At 35.8% G+C, this 20,268-nt stretch carries 12 protein-coding genes; all 12 read right to left on the reverse strand.

Going from position 1 to position 20,268, the window contains the following annotated elements:
* Positions 1–256 precede the first annotated feature (256 nt).
* Entirely contained in the window at positions 257–1,438 is a 1,182-nt protein-coding gene (locus tag B2145_RS08895) for an aldose epimerase family protein (protein ID WP_291101166.1), read from the reverse strand.
* Between the two features lie 110 nt (positions 1,439–1,548).
* Positions 1,549–3,057, reverse strand: a complete 1,509-nt coding sequence (araA, locus tag B2145_RS08900) for an L-arabinose isomerase (protein WP_291101168.1) — start codon at positions 3,055–3,057, stop codon at positions 1,549–1,551.
* Between the two features lie 40 nt (positions 3,058–3,097).
* Entirely contained in the window at positions 3,098–3,802 is a 705-nt protein-coding gene (locus tag B2145_RS08905; protein WP_291101171.1) for an L-ribulose-5-phosphate 4-epimerase, read from the reverse strand.
* Positions 3,803–3,813: 11 nt separating this feature from the next.
* Positions 3,814–5,481, reverse strand: coding sequence for a ribulokinase (locus B2145_RS08910; RefSeq protein WP_291101173.1), 1,668 nt, complete (start codon positions 5,479–5,481; stop codon positions 3,814–3,816).
* 166 nt (positions 5,482–5,647) lie between these two features.
* Positions 5,648–7,633, reverse strand: coding sequence for an alpha-L-arabinofuranosidase C-terminal domain-containing protein (locus B2145_RS08915; protein ID WP_291101176.1), 1,986 nt, complete (start codon positions 7,631–7,633; stop codon positions 5,648–5,650).
* Positions 7,634–7,642: 9 nt separating this feature from the next.
* Positions 7,643–9,625 (reverse strand): glycoside hydrolase family 127 protein, encoded by a 1,983-nt coding sequence (locus tag B2145_RS08920; protein ID WP_291101179.1) that lies wholly within the window; start codon positions 9,623–9,625, stop codon positions 7,643–7,645.
* 20 nt (positions 9,626–9,645) lie between these two features.
* The gene (locus B2145_RS08925) at positions 9,646–10,650 is read right to left on the reverse strand and encodes an arabinan endo-1,5-alpha-L-arabinosidase (RefSeq protein ID WP_291101182.1); all 1,005 of its coding nucleotides are present in this window, start codon (positions 10,648–10,650) and stop codon (positions 9,646–9,648) included.
* 14 nt (positions 10,651–10,664) lie between these two features.
* Positions 10,665–11,660 (reverse strand): glycoside hydrolase family 43 protein, encoded by a 996-nt coding sequence (locus B2145_RS08930; RefSeq protein WP_291101185.1) that lies wholly within the window; start codon positions 11,658–11,660, stop codon positions 10,665–10,667.
* A 122-nt stretch (positions 11,661–11,782) separates the two neighbouring features.
* The gene (locus B2145_RS08935) at positions 11,783–13,396 is read right to left on the reverse strand and encodes an arabinan endo-1,5-alpha-L-arabinosidase (RefSeq protein WP_291101187.1); all 1,614 of its coding nucleotides are present in this window, start codon (positions 13,394–13,396) and stop codon (positions 11,783–11,785) included.
* Positions 13,397–13,407: 11 nt separating this feature from the next.
* Positions 13,408–14,955 carry an alpha-N-arabinofuranosidase gene (locus B2145_RS08940; RefSeq protein WP_291101190.1) on the reverse strand — a complete coding sequence of 516 codons (1,548 nt, stop codon included), beginning with the start codon at positions 14,953–14,955 and terminating at the stop codon, positions 13,408–13,410.
* An 84-nt stretch (positions 14,956–15,039) separates the two neighbouring features.
* Entirely contained in the window at positions 15,040–16,587 is a 1,548-nt protein-coding gene (locus B2145_RS08945) for a RagB/SusD family nutrient uptake outer membrane protein (RefSeq protein ID WP_291101193.1), read from the reverse strand.
* A gap of 29 nt (positions 16,588–16,616) precedes the next feature.
* The gene (locus B2145_RS08950) at positions 16,617–19,700 is read right to left on the reverse strand and encodes a SusC/RagA family TonB-linked outer membrane protein (RefSeq protein WP_291101196.1); all 3,084 of its coding nucleotides are present in this window, start codon (positions 19,698–19,700) and stop codon (positions 16,617–16,619) included.
* Positions 19,701–20,268: the final 568 nt, after the last annotated feature.

Raw genomic sequence — 20,268 nt, forward strand, 5'->3', positions numbered from 1 at the left:
AAATATACTAACCAATGGTATAATTTGGAGTTGGCGTTGGGTTACAATGAAAAAGGAATACAAAACATATAATGATATGAATTAAGCACCAGCCCAAACGCATTATAACGAAATGAAAAATAGAATAAAAAAACCCTCGAAAGAAAACTTCCGAGGGAACTAACTAACCCAATTTACTAACTAATTATTGTTAATCCTTTTACTGGACTTTAATAGATAATCCATTTAAAGCGTCCAGTATCCGTTTTTTTACAAATTATTTTACTGAAAATTTAAATGTCGTTTTTGTTTTATAATTTTCTCCAGGATTTAAAACCGTGGTTGGAAAATCTTTTTGATTTGGTGAATCTGGATAATGCTGTGTTTCTAAACAAAAACCAGTTCGGTGCGCATAGGTTCCACCGTTTCTCATCGGCAAAGTTCCGTCTAAGAAGTTACCTGAATAAAATTGTATTCCCGGTTGATCCGTATAAACTTCAAGTAATCTTCCGCTTCCTGCGTCATATCCAGATGCGGCAAATCGGTATCCTTTGTCTTGATTATTTAAAACCCAGCAATGGTCATAACCCAATCCATTTTTCAACTGTTCGTCTTTGGCTTCGATGGCTGCCCCGATAGCTTTTGGTTTTCTGAAATCGAAAGGCGTATTGGTTACATCCGTTAATTTACCTGTTGGTATCAATGTTGCAGCTATTGGAACTAATTTGTCTGCATCAATAGTTATTTGCTCATCCAAAATCGGTTTTGAGAAATCACCTGACAGGTTGAAGTAGGAGTGTTGTGTCAAGTTTACAACCGTTTTCTTATCTGTTGTAGCCTCATAAAGCACGTCTAATGAATTGTCATTTTTTAAAGTATAGGTCACAAAAACAGTCAAGTTTCCAGGATATCCTTCTTCCATATCTTTGCTCAAATACTTCAATTTCAATGTTGCTACATCTCCACCTTTTGCTTCTTCGGCAGTCCAAATCACTCTATTGAAACCTTCTGGCCCACCGTGTAAAGCATTGGGCGCATTGTTGATGGCCAATGAATATTCTTTTCCGTCTAAAGTAAATTTACCTTTTGCAATTCGGTTACCATATCTACCAATGATTGCTCCAAAATACGGATTTGCTTTTGTGTATTGTTCTAGATTGTTAAAACCGATTACAACCTCCTCAGAAACGCCTGCTTTGTTAGGAACTTTCAAAGAAGTAATAATCCCACCATAAGTCATGATGTTCACTTCCATCCCTTTTTGGTTTTTAAGGGTGTAAATATCCACTTTTTGACCCGCGGGAGTCGTTCCGTATTCCTTTTTTTCTATAGACACGCTATCTGTTTTTTGAGGGTTATTTACTTGTTTTTCTTCTTTTTGATTGCCTTTACATTGTATGTTAAGAAAGGCTAAACTCATTATGGAAATTCCATAAATGCAACGTTTTAATACATTCATAATTAATTGGTTTTTTTTTAGTTAATATTAAGTCGAAAGTCAAAAGTTTTTAAAATCTTAAAGTAGCTTTACTTTCGGATTTTTGACTTTCGACTTTCAGACTTTTTTATTTATAGACCGTGTTGAAACAAATGAAAGTAAGCTTCATTGGCATTCAAAGTATCTTTAAAGTTACGAATGGTGGTATTGTTGTCAATAACTACTAATTCGATACCTGCAATATCAGCGAAATCTTCCATAAACTCTGTAGTTACCGCTTGACTGTATACCGTATGATGAGCACCTCCGGCAAGAATCCAAGCAGTTGCAGCTATATCAAGGTTAGGTTTGCAATCCCATAATACACGCGCTACTGGAAGTTTTGGCAATTCGGCCATTGGTTTTACTGCTATCACTTCGTTTACAATTAGTCTAAAACGAGTTCCCATGTCTACTAAAGATACGTTGATAGCTTCTCCTGCAGGAGAATTAAATACCAAACGAGCTGGATCTTCTTTTCCTCCAATTCCTAAAGGGTGTACTTCACAAGATGGTTTTCCATCAGCGATTGAAGGACAAATTTCAAGCATGTGTGATCCTAAAACGTAAGATTTCTCAGGTGTGAAATGATAGGTGTAATCTTCCATGAAAGAGGTACCGCCTTCAAGTCCTACATTCATTACTTTTAATGCTCTTACCATTGCAGCCGTTTTCCAATCTCCTTCTCCTCCAAAACCATAACCATCAGCCATTAAACGTTGAGTTGCAATTCCAGGTAGTTGTTTCCAAACGCCTAAGTTTTCAAAAGTATCTGTGAAAGCTCCGAAACCACCTTCTTCTAAGAAAGCTCTCAATCCCAATTCAATTTTTGCAGCATCTACTAAAGATTGTCTTTGCGCTCCGCCTTCTTTTATAGATGGAGTTAAATTGTATTCTGCTTCGTAAACGGCCAATAAATCGTTTAATTGTTTGTCTGTAACTTTTTCGATATGTTTGGTCACATCCGAAGAGTCGTAACCATTTACTGAAACTCCAAAACGAATTTGTGCTTCAACTTTATCTCCTTCGGTAACGGCAACTTCGCGCATGTTGTCACCAATTCTAGCGACTTTCAAATTTTGCAATTCATCCCAACCTAAAGCTACTCTAGTCCAATTTCCTAATTTTTTCTGAACTCTTTCGTCTTCCCAATGTCCTACAATAACTTTGCGTTTTTTGCGCATTCTTGACATTATGAATCCAAATTCTCTGTCTCCGTGAGCCGATTGGTTTAAGTTCATAAAATCCATATCCATAGAAGCCCATGGAATTTCGGCATTGAATTGTGTGTGCAAGTGACATAACGGTTTTTTAAGAATGCTTAAACCGCCAATCCACATTTTAGCTGGCGAAAAAGTATGCATCCAAGCTACAATACCAATACAGTTTTTGTTGGAATTAGCTTCCAAGCAAACATTGGTAATTTGATTAGGCGATTTTACCACATCTTTATACACTATTTTCACAGGTATCTGTGATGAAGCATCAATCCCTTTTGCTATTTGTTGGGAATGTTCTGCTACTTTTCTTAGTGTTTCTTCACCGTATAATTCTTGGCTTCCTACTACAAACCAAATTTCTTTTTGAGATATATCTATCATTTTATATTAAATGTTTTTGTTAATTATTTTTGTTAACTATTTATTTTTGTCCGTAATACGAATCTTTTCCGTGTTTGCGTTCGTAATGCTTTTTGATTAAAGAATCCTTCAATCGTGGAGCATTTGGATTTATCAATAAAGTTAGATGCGCCATTTCGGCCACTACTTCTAAAACTTTACTGTTGTAAACTGCTTTTGCAGCGTTTTTTCCCCAAGTAAATGGCCCGTGATTTCCAATGAGAACCATTTCGACTTCTTCGTAAGAAAGATTTTTCTCTTTGAAACAATCCAAAATTTGGATTCCAGTATTGTGTTCATAATTTCCTTCGATAAGTGCGTCACTCATTGGAGCAGCACAAGGAATATCGGCTGTTAAGTGGTCGGCGTGGGTAGTTCCAAAAATCGGAATATCAAGTTGAGATTGTGCCCAAGCTACAGAATAAGTAGCGTGAGTATGAGCCACTCCACCAATATTAGGCCAGTTTTTGTATAAATAAGCGTGTGTCTTTGTGTCTGATGAAGGGCGCTTACTTCCTTCGATGATGTTATTGTCAAAATCTACAATAACAATATCTTCCGGTTTTAAATCTTCGTAAGGAACACCACTGGGCTTAATGGCAAAAACACCATTTTCTCTGTCAACAGCACTTACATTTCCAAAAGTGTAAACTACTAAATTCAATGCATTCAATTGCATATTAGCTTCGTAGCATTCTTGTTTTAAAGCTGCATATTTTGAACTCATTCTAGATGTATTTATTTTGTTATACTTTCGATAAATTGACTTAATTCGGAATATGAATCCATCAATTCTTGATAAATTTCTATTTTATCAGATTCCGGGAAATATTCGCTTTCAAAATCACTTCCCATTTTCTTGCTGGCTTCAATTACGTTTGGATAAATTCCGGCCGCTACTGCTGCATAAACCGCTGCTCCCAATGCTGGCGCTTGATCTGATGCTGCTACTTTGATAGGTTTGTTCAAGACATTAGCCAAAGTTTGCATAATAAATGGTGATTTTCTGGCAACTCCTCCAATACCAATTACGCTATCAATACGAACTCCTTCCTCTTCAAATCTGTCAACGATTTTTTTGGATCCAAAACAGATAGAATTGATTAAAGCTTTGAAAAGATGAGGTGCTTTCGTGCCTAAAGAAATGTTTGAAATAGCGCTTTTCAGCCCTTGATTAGCGTCTGGTGTTCTTCGTCCGTTTACCCAGTCCAAGGCAGTAGGAATGCTTTCTGACAATGGAATTGCTTCTGCTTGTTGGGTTAATATTTTGATAAAATTAGACTCAACTTCTTCTTTTAGTTGTGCTTTTTGCTCTGCAGATAATAAGGTAGAAGTGTACACTAAATTGTCTAATGGCCATGAAAGCGTTTCTTTAAACCAAGCCAATACGTCTCCAAAAGCAGATTGTCCGGCCTCTAAACCTATGTAGCCCGGAATAACTGAACCATCTACTTGTCCACAAATTCCTTTAACGGTTTTTGTCCCTACTACTTCTTTTGCCGATACAATAATATCACAAGTTGAGGTTCCCATAACTCGTACCAAAGAATGTTCATCTATTTTGGCACCCACTGCACCAGAATGTGCATCAAAAGTTCCAACCGCAATTACGGTATCTGTTGAAAGTCCTAATTTTGTAGCCCATTCTTGGTTTAAATTTCCGGCAACTACATCAGAAGTATAGGTTTCATCGTATAATCTGCCTCGAAGTGCTGCAAGATAAGGATGCAATTGACCCAAAAATTCTTCTGGAGGTAATCCGTTCCAGTCTTCATGCCACATAGCTTTGTGTCCTGCCGCGCAACGACTTCTTTTGAAAGATTTTAAATCTTTGTTATCAATAAGTAAATAGGTCATCAAATCGCAATGTTCCATCCAAGTGTAAGCGGCATTTTTAACTGCCTCATCTTCTCTGGCGATATGCAAAATTTTTGCCCAAAACCATTCCGATGAATAAATCCCTCCCTCATATTTTGTAAAATCTTCTCCTCCCCATTTAGCGGCAAGCTCATTGATTTCATTAGCTTCATTTATTGCCGTGTGATCTTTCCATAACACCATCATGGCATTTGGATTGTTCTCAAAACCCTTTGTTAAAGCCAAAGGCGTTCCATCTTCAGTAACCGGCACAGGTGAAGATCCTGTTGTATCTATGCAAATACCTTTTATTTGAGAAGGATTTATATTGCTATCCGCAACAACGGTTTTTATTGTAATTTCTAACCCTTCAATATGATCTAAGGGATGTTGACGGAACTGATTTATTGATGCATTACAATATTCCTTATTTTTCCATCGCTTATACATACAAACATCTGAAGACAATTCTTGTCCGTTTTCGGTGTCTATTAATACAGCGCGAACGGAATCTGTTCCATAATCTAATCCTATAACATAATTTTTCATCAAAAAATCTTTTAAAAATAATTACAAATATAATATAAAATTATTTTATAAGTGTACACAAAACACTTGTAAAATAATTTTATATTATATTTTTATTAATTCTTTAGCAACTCAACTCTTTATCCCTTGTTAGGACATTACTTTTTTTAAACTTAACACATCGGAACTACCTCATTTTCAGCTTCAAAACCGTTACTGAATAAGCTGGTAAAGTAATATTCGCTTTTTCGCCTTTTAATTTAAATTCGCTTTCCGTTGGGCTTATTTTTTTAGGAGAAGCAAATGAATTCACCTCTTCTAAATTGTCACTCTTAAGTGTTATAACGGTTCCTTTAGAAACCAATTTCTTTCCTTTTAAGTTGACACTAAGATCTTGCGCACTTGCGGATGTATTTACCAATTTCAGCATTACTTCTTTTGTATTTACATCTTTTACTGCTGATGCATATAAATCATTTTGTCCTGTTACCGGTTTTCCGTCTTTAGTTATCGCAATTAAATCGGTCCCTTTATTGGTTGAAAATAATTTTTGTACATAATAATTTGCAGAACCATACGCTTCTAAATTGTTAAACCAAATCATGTCAGGTGTCCATTGCCAGGCTTCGGCATGCGCCATTAATGGGGCGTAGGAAGTCAAATTGACCACTTCGGCGTTACGTTCCAATCCAGTCATGAAGGCAGCTTCAGAAAAAGCGCATTCCCAATTGTTTTTGTTGTCAGGGCTCGCTATTGCAACGCTTTGTGCTGCATATTCTCCTGCAAACACTTTAGGTCCTTTTCTATCGTAACTATCATATCGGGTTGCATTATCTCTAAACCATTTTGGATTTTTATAATAATGTTCGTCAACAATTTCAGCATTTAGTTTTTTTAGTTCTTGATTACCGTAATCAAAATAGTCTCCTTCCGGAAATGGTCCGGCTCCTGAAACGATGGTCATGGCTGGATATTTTGATTTGATTGCTTTTTCAAATACTTTAAATCTTTCGATATATTGTGGTCCCCACTGCTCATTTCCAACACCAATATATTTCAGATTAAAAGGTTTTGGATGTCCCATTTCAGATCTGATTCTACCCCAAGGAGTATCAACGGATCCATTCGCAAATTCAATTAAGTCTAAAGCATCCTGCACATAAGGATCCAATTCTGCCATTGGAACCAGTTCGCCTGTATTAAATTGGCAAGCCATTCCACAACTTAAGATAGGAAGTGGCTGCGCTCCAAGGTCTTCTGAAAGTTGAAAATATTCAAAAAATCCTAATCCAAAACTTTGAAAATAATCAGGAGTCGGTTTATGGCTAAATTCGTTGTTCCATCGGTTTATTAATGTTTCTCTGTTTTCCACATCTCCAACAGTTTTTTTCCATTGGTAACGTTGTGCCAAAGTTCTTCCTTCTACAATACATCCTCCAGGAAATCTTACAAACCCCGGTTTCATATCATAAAGTAGTTGTACAATATCTTTACGTAAACCATTTTTTCTATTTTTCCAAGTGTCTTCCGGAAATAAAGAAATCATGTCTAAATCTATCGTTCCTGTTCCTTTAAATGTTATTTTCAGTTGTGCTTTTGCTTCTGTTTCCGTAGCCGTAAATTGCGCCGTGTAATTTTGCCAGTCTGATGATGTTGGCACAATGCTGGTTTCGCCTAAAACCTTTTTGTCTTTATCAATAAATTGTACAATTATTTTTTTGATGGTACCGTCATGGTTTGCCGCTTTTAAAGAAAGATTGTACTTCGCCTCTTTTTTAATACCCATCCCTCTAAATCCTTCATTTATAAGTTCATATCCATTATCGTCATTTACAGTAACCCTGCAAAAATTAGGATTGGTTTTATTTTCCAAAACTTTGATTGTTGTGGCAATTCCTGATTCTTTATTAAAAGAATGTCTGTCACTATTCGGTTGTTCCCAACCCATAAGTGGGGCTTCAAATTCAAAAGACCTGTTTTTGATCATTTCTGCGTACAATCCTCCATCGGCAGCAAAATTGATATCTTCAAAAAAGACACCGTACATAGTGGGTTGGATTTTAGCAATCGTCTTTGCGACATCAACTTCTAATGTTGTCTTTTGGGCATTGGCAAGAACACCAACGAGCAATAAACTGCAAAGGGAAATTTTTGTAATTAAATTATTTTTCATTTTAGTATACTATTTTGATTGTTTTTTGTCTTCATAATTTATCCAAACTTTCATTTTTCCAACTCCTCTATTCGACCAAGAATAATAAGGAATGGCTTTAAAATTTTTAGTTTGAATGGTGTTCACACCTTCCAAAAGAGCAGGCTCTTTTACAACTTTAAATGTGTCGTTAGCATCGATGGCAATTTTGTCGAAAGCGGTTGGGTTGTCAATTTCCTCAATGGCATATACTATCGGACCATATTCCAATGACACCTTTCCGATGTTGCCTTCCACTTTTGCATTGGTCACCACTTCTTTAACTTCCATTGGAAAATTAAGAAGGATTGTTTCCCCTTTTTTCCATTTTCTTGTAATCGTAATGTATCCATTATCTTCTTTATAAGCGACATGTTTTCCATTTATGGATACGGTAGTTTTCGCAGTCGAAGTGTTTTTGTAACTATATAAATCTCCCGGTAAAACTTGGTTTCGCGCCCAGCTTGGAACACGCAACTTTATGGTAAATGGAGTTTCTTTTTTAGGAGAAACAGTAAGTGTAACTTTTCCATCCCAAGGATAATTTGTTTTTTGGGAAATCTCAAGATTATTATTTTCCAAAGCGATATTCGCCGTATTCGAAGCGTATAAATTCACGTAAAGTGTATCTTCAGTTTTTGAATAAATCAATCCCGGAATTGAAGGAATAAATCGGATCAAATTCGTTGGACAACAAGAGCAATCAAACCAAGATTGGCGGGTACATTCGCCACGATTGAATTTATAAACCCCATCCGATTCCAAGGCATTTGGGTAAAAGAATTTCTTTCCATCTAATGATAATCCAGAGATAAGTCCGTTGTATAAGGTGCGTTCAATCACATCAAAATAATCTGAATTTCCGGATATGTTATGCAGTCTATGATTCCAATACACATCGCCAATAGCCGCACAAGTTTCATTATAACCGGTGAGATTTGGCAATTCATAATTCTCGCCAAAGGCTTCTCCTTCCGGTCTTGAACCGATTCCTCCCGTGATGTACATTTTTTTGGTGACCACATTTTTCCATATTTTTTTGACTGCATTATAGTAAGCCTCATCATTTTCTATCGCAGCAATATCGGTCATTCCAGCATACATATAAACGGCTCTTACGGCGTGCCCCACAGCTTCTTCTTGTTGCACAACAGGAATATCATCTTGGGAATAGGCTCCATATAATTTATGATTTTTGGGATTTCCCCTGTTGTCTAGAAAGTATTTGGCCAAATTTAAATAGGCTTTGTTGTTAGTGATTTGATAAAGTTTCACCAAGCCGGTTTCCACAATTTGATGTCCCGGAACTCCGTGAACTTGGTCTTTTCCGTCTCCAAAGGTTTTAACCAATAAATCGGCATTTTTTATGGCAATGTCCAGAAAATTTCTCTTTCCCGTGGCTTTAAAATGAACAACGGCGGCTTCAATCATGTGACCTGAATTGTACAATTCATGGCTGATTTGCAAGGACTCCCAACGTTTTCCTTCAATTACTGGTACCCAAGGAGCGGGTGGTTTGGCAGGATTTATGGTACGCCAGGTGGTTAAGTACCCATCTTTTTCCTGTCCGATTTTCACAATACTTATGAGGGAATCCAACAATTTATCCAGTTTTGGATTGGGTTCGCTTATTAAAGTATTCGAAGCGCCTTCGATTATTTTGTATACGTCGGTGTCATCAAAAGGCATTTGACCTTTTACCGTTCCTTCTTTTTGTTTCCCTGCAATTAGAAAATTATCCAAACGTCCTTCCTCTTCACATTTATGGATGGCATATTCTATGGTTTTTTCCTGAACCTTTTTTATTATTGGTAACCAAAACGCATCGGTTAGTTTTACATTTTTAATGTTTACAGGAGTAATGGTATAGGCTAACTTTTTTGGCGCATCCAATTTTTTTGAACGCTGTTGGCATTGGCCGTATACGCTCATTAATAATGAAGCTGCTATCGTTGTTGTTTTTAAAAAAGTCATTTTACTTAAAATTAGTTATTTTAATTCTGTGGCGCCAAAACTGGCCATAAATCAGCATCCCATTTCAACTGTTCTATCTCTAAAACAGGTCTTCCCTTTTGTTTTATATCATAGGCATGGAATATAATATAATCTTTCCCGTCAAAAGTATAGGTGCTATTATGTCCTGCTCCGTACCATTTCTCATTTCCCTGAATTAATAAAGTTCCACCACCTTCGTTCAAAGGTTTTCCTTCTTTATCTACGTAAGGTCCAGAGACACTTTTTGATCTTCCAATCACCACTTTATAGGTGCTGTCTTTGCCTCTGCAACAGAAATCCCAAGAAAGAAACAAGTAATAATACCCGAATTTTTTAAACACAAAAGGAGCTTCTAAGGCGGCATCCCCAGGATTGGAATCCGCTAATTCAAAACTTCTTTTACGTTTTGCTATGGTATACCATTCTTCTGGTTGCGCTTTCGACAGTAAATCTGAATTTAATTTCACCATTTTTAGTCCATCCCAAAAAGAGCCAAAAGCCAACCAAGGAGTATTGTTTTCGTCAAAAACCAAATTGGGATCTATTGCATTCCACTTATCTCTATTCGGTACAGATTGGATTACAATTCCGTGATCTACCCATTTATATGCAGCATCATTAGGATTTAAAGTTGTATTTGTGGCAACGCCAATTGCAGAAGTGTTTTTGGCAAAAGCAGAAACCGAATAATACAAATAATAAGTGTTGTTATGAAATGAAACATCTGGTGCCCAGATATGATTTTTGAATTCTGGAACCACCGTATCAGTCCAAACGGGTTTTTCACTAAACACAGAAGGTTCCCGTTTCCAATCTTTTAAATCTTTAGAGCTATAACAAGTGATTCCTTCACCGGTACAGTACAAATAGTAGGTGTCATTTTGTTTAATGACTACCGGATCGTGGACAGTAATATCTTGTGCCCAAGAAAATGATGTGATTAATAACGTAAAAAAAAAGAATAGCTTTTTTGGAACTGTTTGTGTGCATTTATAAAATTTCATAACTAATGTGTTTTTTATTTTTGAATTCCTTCCGAAGTCATTATTACACGTTTTATCGTACCATCTTCATTGTAATACAATCTGTCAATGCAAACAGATCTTCGAAAACTACCACCGTTGGGTTGGATTCCACCAGTATGATAAATGAAGTAAGGAACGCCCTTAAAATCAATTATGGCTTGATGGTTTGTGTTCGAATTTCCTGCAATTTCATTCAAAATTCCTTTATATTCCCAGGGTCCATTGACGGATTTACTCATTGCGTAGGCAATTTTTTCAGGAAATCCGGAGGCGTATGATAAATAGTATAAATCTTTGTGCTTATGAATCCAAGGGGCTTCTGTATAATTGGGTAAAGTTATGGTTTGTATCGGACCGTCAAACTCAATCATGTTCTCCTTCAATTTTGCGTAATGACAAATGGTATTCCCCCAGAAAAGATAGGCTTGTCCATCATCATCTATTATTACAGATGGATCAATGTCATCCCAACTAATATTCGTGTATTTTGTCATGTCATTCGTAATAAGAGCTTTTCCCAAAGCATCTTTAAAAGGTCCTGTTGGACTGTCTGAAACGGCAACACCTATGGATTTACCTTCAATGGTAGCATGGGAAATAGCAACATACCAATAAAATTTACCGTTTCTTTCTATCACTTGTCCAGCCCAGGCATCATTTTTTGCCCAAGCAAAATCCGAAACTTTAAGTGGTACGGGATGTTCTTCCCAATTCACCATATCAGATGATGAATAGACCAACCATTCCTTCATTTTATAAAAATGAAAATCGTTTTCTGCTTCATCATGGCCAGTATACAAATAAACTTTATCCTTATAAACCAATGCGGCTGGATCGGCAGTAAACTTGTCTTTAATTATTGGGTTATTGATTTGTATTGATTTGGTATTATTTTCCGCATTGGCGGAAGTCTTAGCTTCGTCCGGTTTTATTGTTTTACAGGATGAAATTAAAACAAGAGAAAATAGAATTGTAAATATATTTTTCATTTTTAGTTTTTAGTTATACTATTTTGCCCTTTCATTTGGTTGTCAATTTTTTTATCCAAATGCCCTTCCTAAAATAGAAAGAGCATTTTTCACTAACTAATCAAATATTAAAAAAGGATAAATTAATTTATTTTCTTGCCCCAAACCGGAAGTCCTGCTGGGGTAAGTCCTGAATAGGTCAAAGTTACTTTTCTAGGAGAAGCCTCCCAATCCCAGGCATCGCTTACTTTGCATTTTATACCATTCACAGTTAATGTTTGATTGGTACTGTCATACGACCAAGTTCCTGTAACGCCACCACTCACTTTTTTATCGGCTGTTAAGTATATCGTAACCGATTTTTGAATGGTTTTGTACTGGTAATTCATCGTGATTTGCTCCCAAGAACCTATAAATGAAGATTCTTTAATGGTAGTTTTAGGTACGGCGGCATAACGCTCTGGTGCAATTACCGGCCATCCATCCTCGGTCCATTGTATGGCTCGAACGTGTCCCATCATTATTGCATTAGAAACTGCAATTCCCGGTACATTTTCTGGTAAACGGGCTTGTGAAGAATAAAACCATTCTTTTGTGTCTGGATTTTGGAAAATAGCACAATGTGAGATTCCAACCCAACCTGTGTGATTGTTAAAGGAATATGGATGTGTTACCATTGGCCAACAATCGGCTCCAGCAGTAACATTGGCACCGTTAATTCCCAGATAAGGTCCGGTTATCGTTTTGGAACGGGCCACACGGGTATTATAGGCTACAGAAAGTTCATCATAAGCCATAAAAAGATAATAATATTGTGTGTCTGGATTGTATATAATCTCTGGACCTTCTGAGGCTTGCCAACGACTGGTAGCGTTTCGGGTTGCAATACGAGTACCATAATCACTCAGCGTTTTTAGTTGGTCTGGTTTACCTGTTGTTGGATTTAATTTAAGAGCCGCAATACCTGAGTGCCAAGATCCGTATATTAAGTATTGTTCCCCTTGAGGAGTTTCTATAAAACTAGGATCAATAGCGTTAAACTTGAAATAAGCATTTTCCCAATTTCTGGTACCTGTAAAAGAATATGGTTTTAATCCGTCAGGTTCTGAACACACCACCATTCCTTTGTCAGTCCATACATTAGAAGCTAAATCATCTGTTTCGGCCAAACCAATAAAAGCTCTTTCTGACCAAGAGTAAGTAAAATCAGTTCCTATTATAGGGTTATCGACCACAATACTATAATACATTCTGTATTTGTTACCCACTTTTCGAACACAGGGTGCCCAATAGCCGTAATTTGGATTTTGAATGGCAGGTAAAGCTGGAACCATACGACCTCTTTTATTATTCAAGGAATCTTTTACCCAAGCAGGAGCTGTGGTCATTGAAGATCCCATAAATTCCCAAGTAACAAGATCTTTGGAACGTCTGTAAAAGAAATGTCCATGTCCATCCGTCGCATTTCCGTAGGAAGCGTCGGTTTGGTACATATAATAATAATCACCACACTTCTCGACAGTTGGGTCATGCACGTTGGCTAAATTCCATTGGGAATTTGAACCCCAAGAGGCAATAGAGGTGTAATTATCCAGATAGGTAGGCCCAGGAAAACCTGGTACAACTACCACTGGTGGAACCACTGGATCTGGCGTTGGCGTCGGACTGTCGTTACTTGAACAACTGGCAACAGAAAAAACCAATAAAAAAATTACTAGGTATTGTACTACTTTTAAAAAGAAAATTGGTTTTTTCATTTTATTCTATTTTATTTTCCCTCTAACATTACAACAGAAAAGGGAGGAATTATTATTTCCAACTTACCATTTTTAATTTTAAAGGCTTTAAAAACAGCAGGCTGAATTTTTGTTGGGTTATCAAATGTATTGTGATCTTGCAATTTTGGTGAGGCTAATAGGGTTCCTGAAACATTTTTAATTCCAAGTTCTTTTATGTCTATTTCGATCTTATTTTCTTTTTTGGTGTCAACATTCACTAATGAAATATGAACTAATCCGTTTTTATCTTTTGATGCCGAAGCTGATAAAGCCGGAAGTGTTTCACCATTATAGGTATATAACGGAGAGTTTATTGTAATCGGTAATAATTTTGCATCTTGATGCACGCTGTACATTTGCATCACGTGATACGTAGGCGTTAAAATCATTTTGGCTTTATCGGTAAGGATAACGGCCTGTAAAACATTGACGCATTGTGCTAAATTAGCCATACGCACCCTGTCAGCATGGTTATTAAAAATATTGAGTGTTGCCCCTGCCAAAACAGCATCTCTCATTGTATTTTGTTGGTATAAAAAACCTGGATTACTTCCTGCCTCTACATCGTACCATCCTCCCCATTCATCTACTACCAAAGCAACTTTTTTATTTGGATCATATTTATCCATAATAGCTCCATGATTGGTAATCAATTCATCCATTTTCAAGGCCTCTTTCATGGTAGTGAAATATTGCGCTTCTGTAAAATCAACGGCATCCCCTTTTTTCTTCCATTCTATCACCGAATAGTGATGTATGGCGAGCCCACCCAACATATTGAGCGGAATATTTTTCATCAAAGTTTCTGTCCAATTATAATCGGCATCACTGGCGCCCGAAGCAATACGCATCAAACCTCCCGTATTTTCCCAATCAGACATAAATGTGGCATATTTTCGGTATTCACCAGCATAATATTCTGGTTTCATATTACCACCACAACCCCAAGCTTCATTCCCAATTCCCCAAATTTTTACTTTCCAAGGTTCGGTTCTTCCATTTTCTTTACGCAAATCACTCATCGGACTTTTACCTCCAAAGTTGGCGTATTGTACCCAATCCGCAAGTTCTTGTACCGTTCCACTTCCCACATTACCGGAAAGGTAAGGTTCTGCACCAAGCAATTCGCACATATTTAAAAAATCATGCGTGCCAAAACTATTGTCTTCCGTAACGCCACCCCACCATTTGTTAACCATTGTAGGTCTGTTTTCTTTTGGACCAATACCATCTTTCCAATGATAAGTGTCAGCAAAACAACCACCAGGCCAGCGAAGGTTTGGAATCTTTAATTTTTTAAGTGCTTCAATAATATCATTCCGTACACCATTTGTGTTGGGTATTTTAGATGTGTCCCCAACAAAAAAACCACCATAAATAGATCTCCCTAAATGCTCGGCAAAATGACCGTAGATATTTTTATTGATTGTTGGTGCACTTTCACTATTTTTTATAGTAAGTACTGTAGTTTCTTTTTGTGAAAAAATACTTTGATTACAAAAAGTAAAAACTAATAATAGTATTAACGTTTTTTTCATGTTGTTTTTAAGTTATAATATCACATGATAAGCCTTGTAAGGCTTATCACATGATATTAAAATTTTAATTAATCTAACTAATTTTTAATAACTTGGATTTTGAACAGTTCCAGGGTTATTGTCTATGTCTAATTGTGGGATAGGGAAATATTCTCTACCAGTTGCATAAGAATTAAACTCAACGTCTCTTGATTTTAACCATGCCAATTTTGCTGGATCTTGTAACCATCCCCAACGACGGATATCATCAAAACGGTGTCCTTCTAGTGGAAATTCCAAGAATCTTTCATGTCCAATTTGCTCTCTCATTGTGGCTTGTGTTAGCCCTGGTTTTGCTGTAGCTAAATTAGGCAAACCTACTCTATCTCTAACCATTTGAATATAAGTATAAGCTCCCGGAGTATCGCCAGTTTCATTTAAACATTCAGCATACATTAACAATACATCTGCATAACGCAATAAACGCTCGTTTATGCCTGAACGCCAGTCTTTTTCGTTTGTATAATTCCCATCTGAATTTTCATATTTTCTACAGAATAAATCATTTAAATCACCTGGATTTGGAGCATATTTGGTGGCGAAATCTTGTCCGTACAATTGCATTCCTCCTGGCTTGTTATAAAACATAGTTGCATCTAAACGAGGATCTACTGTATTTGCAGTAGTTTTTTCGTCGTGAAATTCATTAAACAAAGCCCATGTTGGTTGTACGTCTGTAAATCCAAAATCTCTTGCTCCATAAGTAATCGCTCTTGCAGATGTTTTTCCCCAGCCTACAGCTGGAGATCCACCCCAACCTAAGTCAACACCACCAGCACTTCTGCTGAATTGTACTTCGAATAATGATTCTGAGTTATTTTCGTTAGTGTCAGTAAAGTTATCACGATAATTAGATACCAATGAATATACACCCAAATCAATCACTTTTTTGAAGGTATCTCTTGCATTTGTAAAATCTTTGGTAAACAAATAGGCTTTACCTAAATATCCTAGAGCTGCACCTTTTGTAGCACGCCCTTTATCATTAATATCAGTATAGGATGTAGGAAGTAAATCTGCAGCAGCTTTGAAATCAGCAATAACTTGTGCCCAACCTTCTTCGTTTGTTTTTTGTGGATAGAAAGCGGCAATTTCTGTTGGCAGTGGTACGTTTTTGAACATGTTTACTGCATGAAATAAATACAATCCTCTTAAAAAATAGGCTTGTCCCAAGATTCTGCTTTTAAGTGCAGCATCAGTCATGTCAATTTTAGACACATTTTCAAGTACTTGATTCGCACGATAAATACCTTGATAGTACGTTTCATAAGCCCAGCCATAAATGGCAGCATCTGATACATTTGAGTTAAAGCGACCTACATTGTACATTGAGCCCCATGGGCTGTTGCTACGTGTATCATCTCCCTTTAAGTCTAATAATAAAGGAGTGCTTCGCATATAAGTTCCATCTGTTAACAAACTTCCATAGGCTGCATTAATACCTTCAAGGGCGTCTTGATCTGTTTTCCAGAATGAATCTACTGCATTATTATTTGGGTCAAGCTGAATTAAGTCTTCATCTTTAACACAACTTGTTGTTATAATAGCTAGTGAAAAGAAACCAGCTAAATAATTAAATATTTTATATTTCATTTTGATTCGTTTTTAATGGTTTGCTAATTTTAAAAATTTACTTCTACTCCCAAGGAAATGGTTCTAGGATTAGGGAAAGAACCTCCATCATATCCTCTAGAAAAAGACCCATCGTTACTGTTAAAATCAGGATCACCTGTATCATATTTACTGATAGTCAATAGGTTTTGCCCATTTACATATACTTTTGCTTTTTGAATAAAACCTTTATCAGGAACTGGAATTTGATATCCAATTTCCATAGTCTGAAGTTTTAAATAGTCTCCATTTTGAATAAATCGATTAGAATCTCTTCCGTTTGCATTAGGATCACCAATAATTGGACGAGGAACATTTGTATTGGTGTTTGTAGGCGTCCAGTAATTAAGCATATCGGTACTATGATTGCCATATTGTCCAGCCATTAAATTACGGTAAATACTGTTGAAAACTTTGTTTCCACCACTTCCTTGCCAAAACATAGAGAAATCCCAGTTTTTATAAGAACCGCTAAAGTTCATACCATAACTGTATTTAGGAATCGTAACTCCTTGAAACGTCCTGTCAAGATCACTTATCTTACCATCTCCATTAATGTCTTTGAATTTAATATCACCCACACCAGCATTGGTTTGTGTTGGAGACGCAGCTATTTCTGCAGCATTTTGAAAAATACCAGCAGTTTCATAAGCATAAATTTCACCTATAGATCTTCCTACGACTGTTTTTGATGCAGCCCCATAGATTGGATTTCCATTTAGACCAATTTGTAATACTTCATTTTTCAACGTACCTAAATTGGCAGATATGCTGTATTTGAACGCATTTTTATTGTTGTTATAGCTTGTGGAAAATTCAAAACCTTTGTTTCTCATTGCACCAGCATTTGTTCTAATACTTGCTGGAAAAGCACCTGTTGAATAAGGTAACGGAACATCAACTAATAGATTAGAAGAGTTTTTCACAAAATACTCTGCAGTAAATTGTAAATCATTGTTAAACAATCCAAATTCTAATGCAACATCTGTTGTTTTTACATCTTCCCATCTTACATTTGGATCTAAAGAAGCAACAACCGTTGTTCCTGAAGCCAATGCGTTATTGAAATCATAGCCTGCAAAACTATTGATTGTTGTAGCGAAGAAATATGGAGGAATGGTGTTGTTTCCTAATTTACCGTAACTACCTCTTAGTTTAATAGAGTTTACCCATTCAGGCAAGTGAATAAATTTTTCGTTGCTTAATTTCCAAGCTCCTGAGAAAGAGTAGTTATTAGCGGTATTGTTTTTTTCGCTAAAAAGAGATGTTTTGTCTTGTCTAAAGTTGGCTTGCAACAAATAACGATCATCATAAGAGTAATTGATACGGCTTATGTATGATTTACTTGTAACAGTCTCACTTCGTTCTCCAGTACTAGTGTTATCAGCATATTGTAGCATACTTATTTCTCCGTAATTATATCCTACGCCTCTTGACCAGTGATTGTAAGAATCATTGCGCTCTTGTACTAAACCTCCCAAAACATCAAATTTATGCTTATTAATGTCTAGTGAATAGGTTAGTATATTATTGAAAAAAGTTTTGGCTACGCTACCAGTTGAAACGTCTAAAGAAGCTTCTTCTTTTGTAGTAAAGTAATACCATCCTAAATCACTTTGAGGCACAAATTTTCTGTTTTTATAATCAAATCGGTCAAAACTGGCGTCAATTTTATATTTCAATCCTTTTATGATTTCATATTCTCCCCAAATATCTCCAATAAAACGGTCTCTTTTTCCGGTGTTTGTTATTAAGTTATTAAATCCAATAACGTTAAGCGATATGGCTCTTTGAGTTAAATTGTCTGTACCACCGTAACCCCCTAATCTATTTGCGTCATAAACCGGCATTGTAGGAATAGCGCCTACTAAAGCAGCAATTGCAGTTTCTCCAACATAACTGTTAAAATTTTCTTTACCAGATTGGGTAAATCCTATTTTAGTACCGTATTTGAAGTTACCTTTTTTACCATTCAAATTCATATTCATAGACAATCTTTCATAGTCTTGAGGTGATTTGATATAACTGCTGTTTTTGAAATAATCCATATTCATATTATAGGCTAATTCTTCAGCACCACCATTAAACGCTAACGAGTGGTTTTCTATCACTCCAGTTTTATAAGCTTCTTTTTGCCAATTGGTATTAACATTATTGATGAAAAAGTTATTATTAGGGTCTGAATCTGTGAGATTTGTAGGGTCATTTCCAGGAGCAATACTAATTGGAACCCCTGCAGCTATATCTCTATTTCTCTCTGCTTCACTAGTAATAGTTTGATATCCTACTCTATCAGTTACAGACCATTTGTTAGCTACATTTTGAAAACCTACAAGCGATTTATATTTAATACTGAGTTTTCCTGTTTTTCCTTTTTTGGTTGTAATAATTACAACACCATTAGCACCACGAACTCCGTAAATAGCTGCAGATGAAGCATCTTTAAGAACCTGCATCGATTCAATATCACCTGGGGCAAAATCAAAAGGATTATCTACAATCATTCCATCAATTACAAAAAGAGGGTTATTATTAGTAAAAGAAGAAAGTCCTCTAATTTTGATGTTTACAAATCCTCCTGGTTCTCCAGAGGATTGTACCGTTACACCAGCTACTTGTCCTTGAAGCATTTTTGCTGCATCATAGGCTACCGTTTTTTTAGCAGATTCAATATTTACAACACCAACAGATCCAGAAAGATCTGATTTCTTCTGTGTTCCGTATCCAATAACTACTACTTCATCTAGTTTATTAACGTCTTCTTTTAAAGAAACGTTAACTTGAGTTCGATTTCCAATTGTTACTTCTTGATTTACATATCCAATATAGGAAAAAACAAGAACATCACTTGAAGATGCTGACACAGAATAACTACCATCAATGTCGGTAGTAATTCCAGTTGCAGATCCTTTAATTAGGACATTTACACCTGGTAGAGGCATCGCGTCACTTACCGACGTTACAATTCCTTTAATAATCTTGTCTTGAGCCGAAAGATTAAAAGAAGAAAATAGCATTACTATTATCGCTAACAGCAACTCTTTTCTTGGCAATAAAAAATTGCAATAATAAAATAATCGTTTGTTTGTCATCATTCTGTTTTTTTTTGATTAATTAATAAGTGTTAATTTTACATTTGTAAATATAATTAAAATAAAACAACAAAAACAACTATATATGATAAAAAAAAGAGTGAAAATAAATATATCCCATAAATTAAGTGTAAAAAAAACATTTAAAGAGTGCTGTTTTATAAAAAAAATCACGATTTTACAATTAATTAATGTAAAGTTTACACTTATATTCAAAAAAAACAAATATTTCTACAAAAAACGGCTTGTGTCAATTATTTAAAAAAAAAAAAATATTTACCTTTTAGATTAATTTTAACATATAAACCAACGCTGTTTTGTAAAAAAAATCTTGTTTACAGTTCTATATTTGTTGTAAAAAGACCAAATTTAGCAACAATAAATCGCTGATAATCCCCTAAATCGATTGAAATTCAAAAAAATCCATTTAAAAATCTATTTTTCTTTACTGATTAGGAGTTCTATTATTTAGGAATACAATGGTACAATCCCTTTCAAAAGCAAAGGGGAAAATTTTGATTTATTAAAGCATTTTAAAACATATTTGCCTTCCAGCTGATTAAAAAAGTTT

The organism is Flavobacterium sp. UBA5153, assembly GCA_002413745.1.
In the GTDB taxonomy this organism is placed as follows: domain Bacteria; phylum Bacteroidota; class Bacteroidia; order Flavobacteriales; family Flavobacteriaceae; genus Flavobacterium.

Bases quoted from the DNA above. Each gene is read 5' to 3' on its own strand.
- B2145_RS08930 (WP_291101185.1), bottom strand. From the start codon at position 11,660: ATGAAAAATATATTTACAATTCTATTTTCTCTTGTTTTAATTTCATCC.
- B2145_RS08950 (WP_291101196.1), bottom strand. From the start codon at position 19,700: ATGATGACAAACAAACGATTATTTTATTATTGCAATTTTTTATTGCCA.
- B2145_RS08945 (WP_291101193.1), bottom strand. From the start codon at position 16,587: ATGAAATATAAAATATTTAATTATTTAGCTGGTTTCTTTTCACTAGCT.
- B2145_RS08915 (WP_291101176.1), bottom strand. From the start codon at position 7,633: ATGAAAAATAATTTAATTACAAAAATTTCCCTTTGCAGTTTATTGCTC.
- B2145_RS08925 (WP_291101182.1), bottom strand. From the start codon at position 10,650: ATGAAATTTTATAAATGCACACAAACAGTTCCAAAAAAGCTATTCTTT.
- B2145_RS08940 (WP_291101190.1), bottom strand. From the start codon at position 14,955: ATGAAAAAAACGTTAATACTATTATTAGTTTTTACTTTTTGTAATCAA.
- araA (WP_291101168.1), bottom strand. From the start codon at position 3,057: ATGATAGATATATCTCAAAAAGAAATTTGGTTTGTAGTAGGAAGCCAA.
- B2145_RS08905 (WP_291101171.1), bottom strand. From the start codon at position 3,802: ATGAGTTCAAAATATGCAGCTTTAAAACAAGAATGCTACGAAGCTAAT.
- B2145_RS08935 (WP_291101187.1), bottom strand. From the start codon at position 13,396: ATGAAAAAACCAATTTTCTTTTTAAAAGTAGTACAATACCTAGTAATT.
- B2145_RS08895 (WP_291101166.1), bottom strand. From the start codon at position 1,438: ATGAATGTATTAAAACGTTGCATTTATGGAATTTCCATAATGAGTTTA.
- B2145_RS08910 (WP_291101173.1), bottom strand. From the start codon at position 5,481: ATGAAAAATTATGTTATAGGATTAGATTATGGAACAGATTCCGTTCGC.
- B2145_RS08920 (WP_291101179.1), bottom strand. From the start codon at position 9,625: ATGACTTTTTTAAAAACAACAACGATAGCAGCTTCATTATTAATGAGC.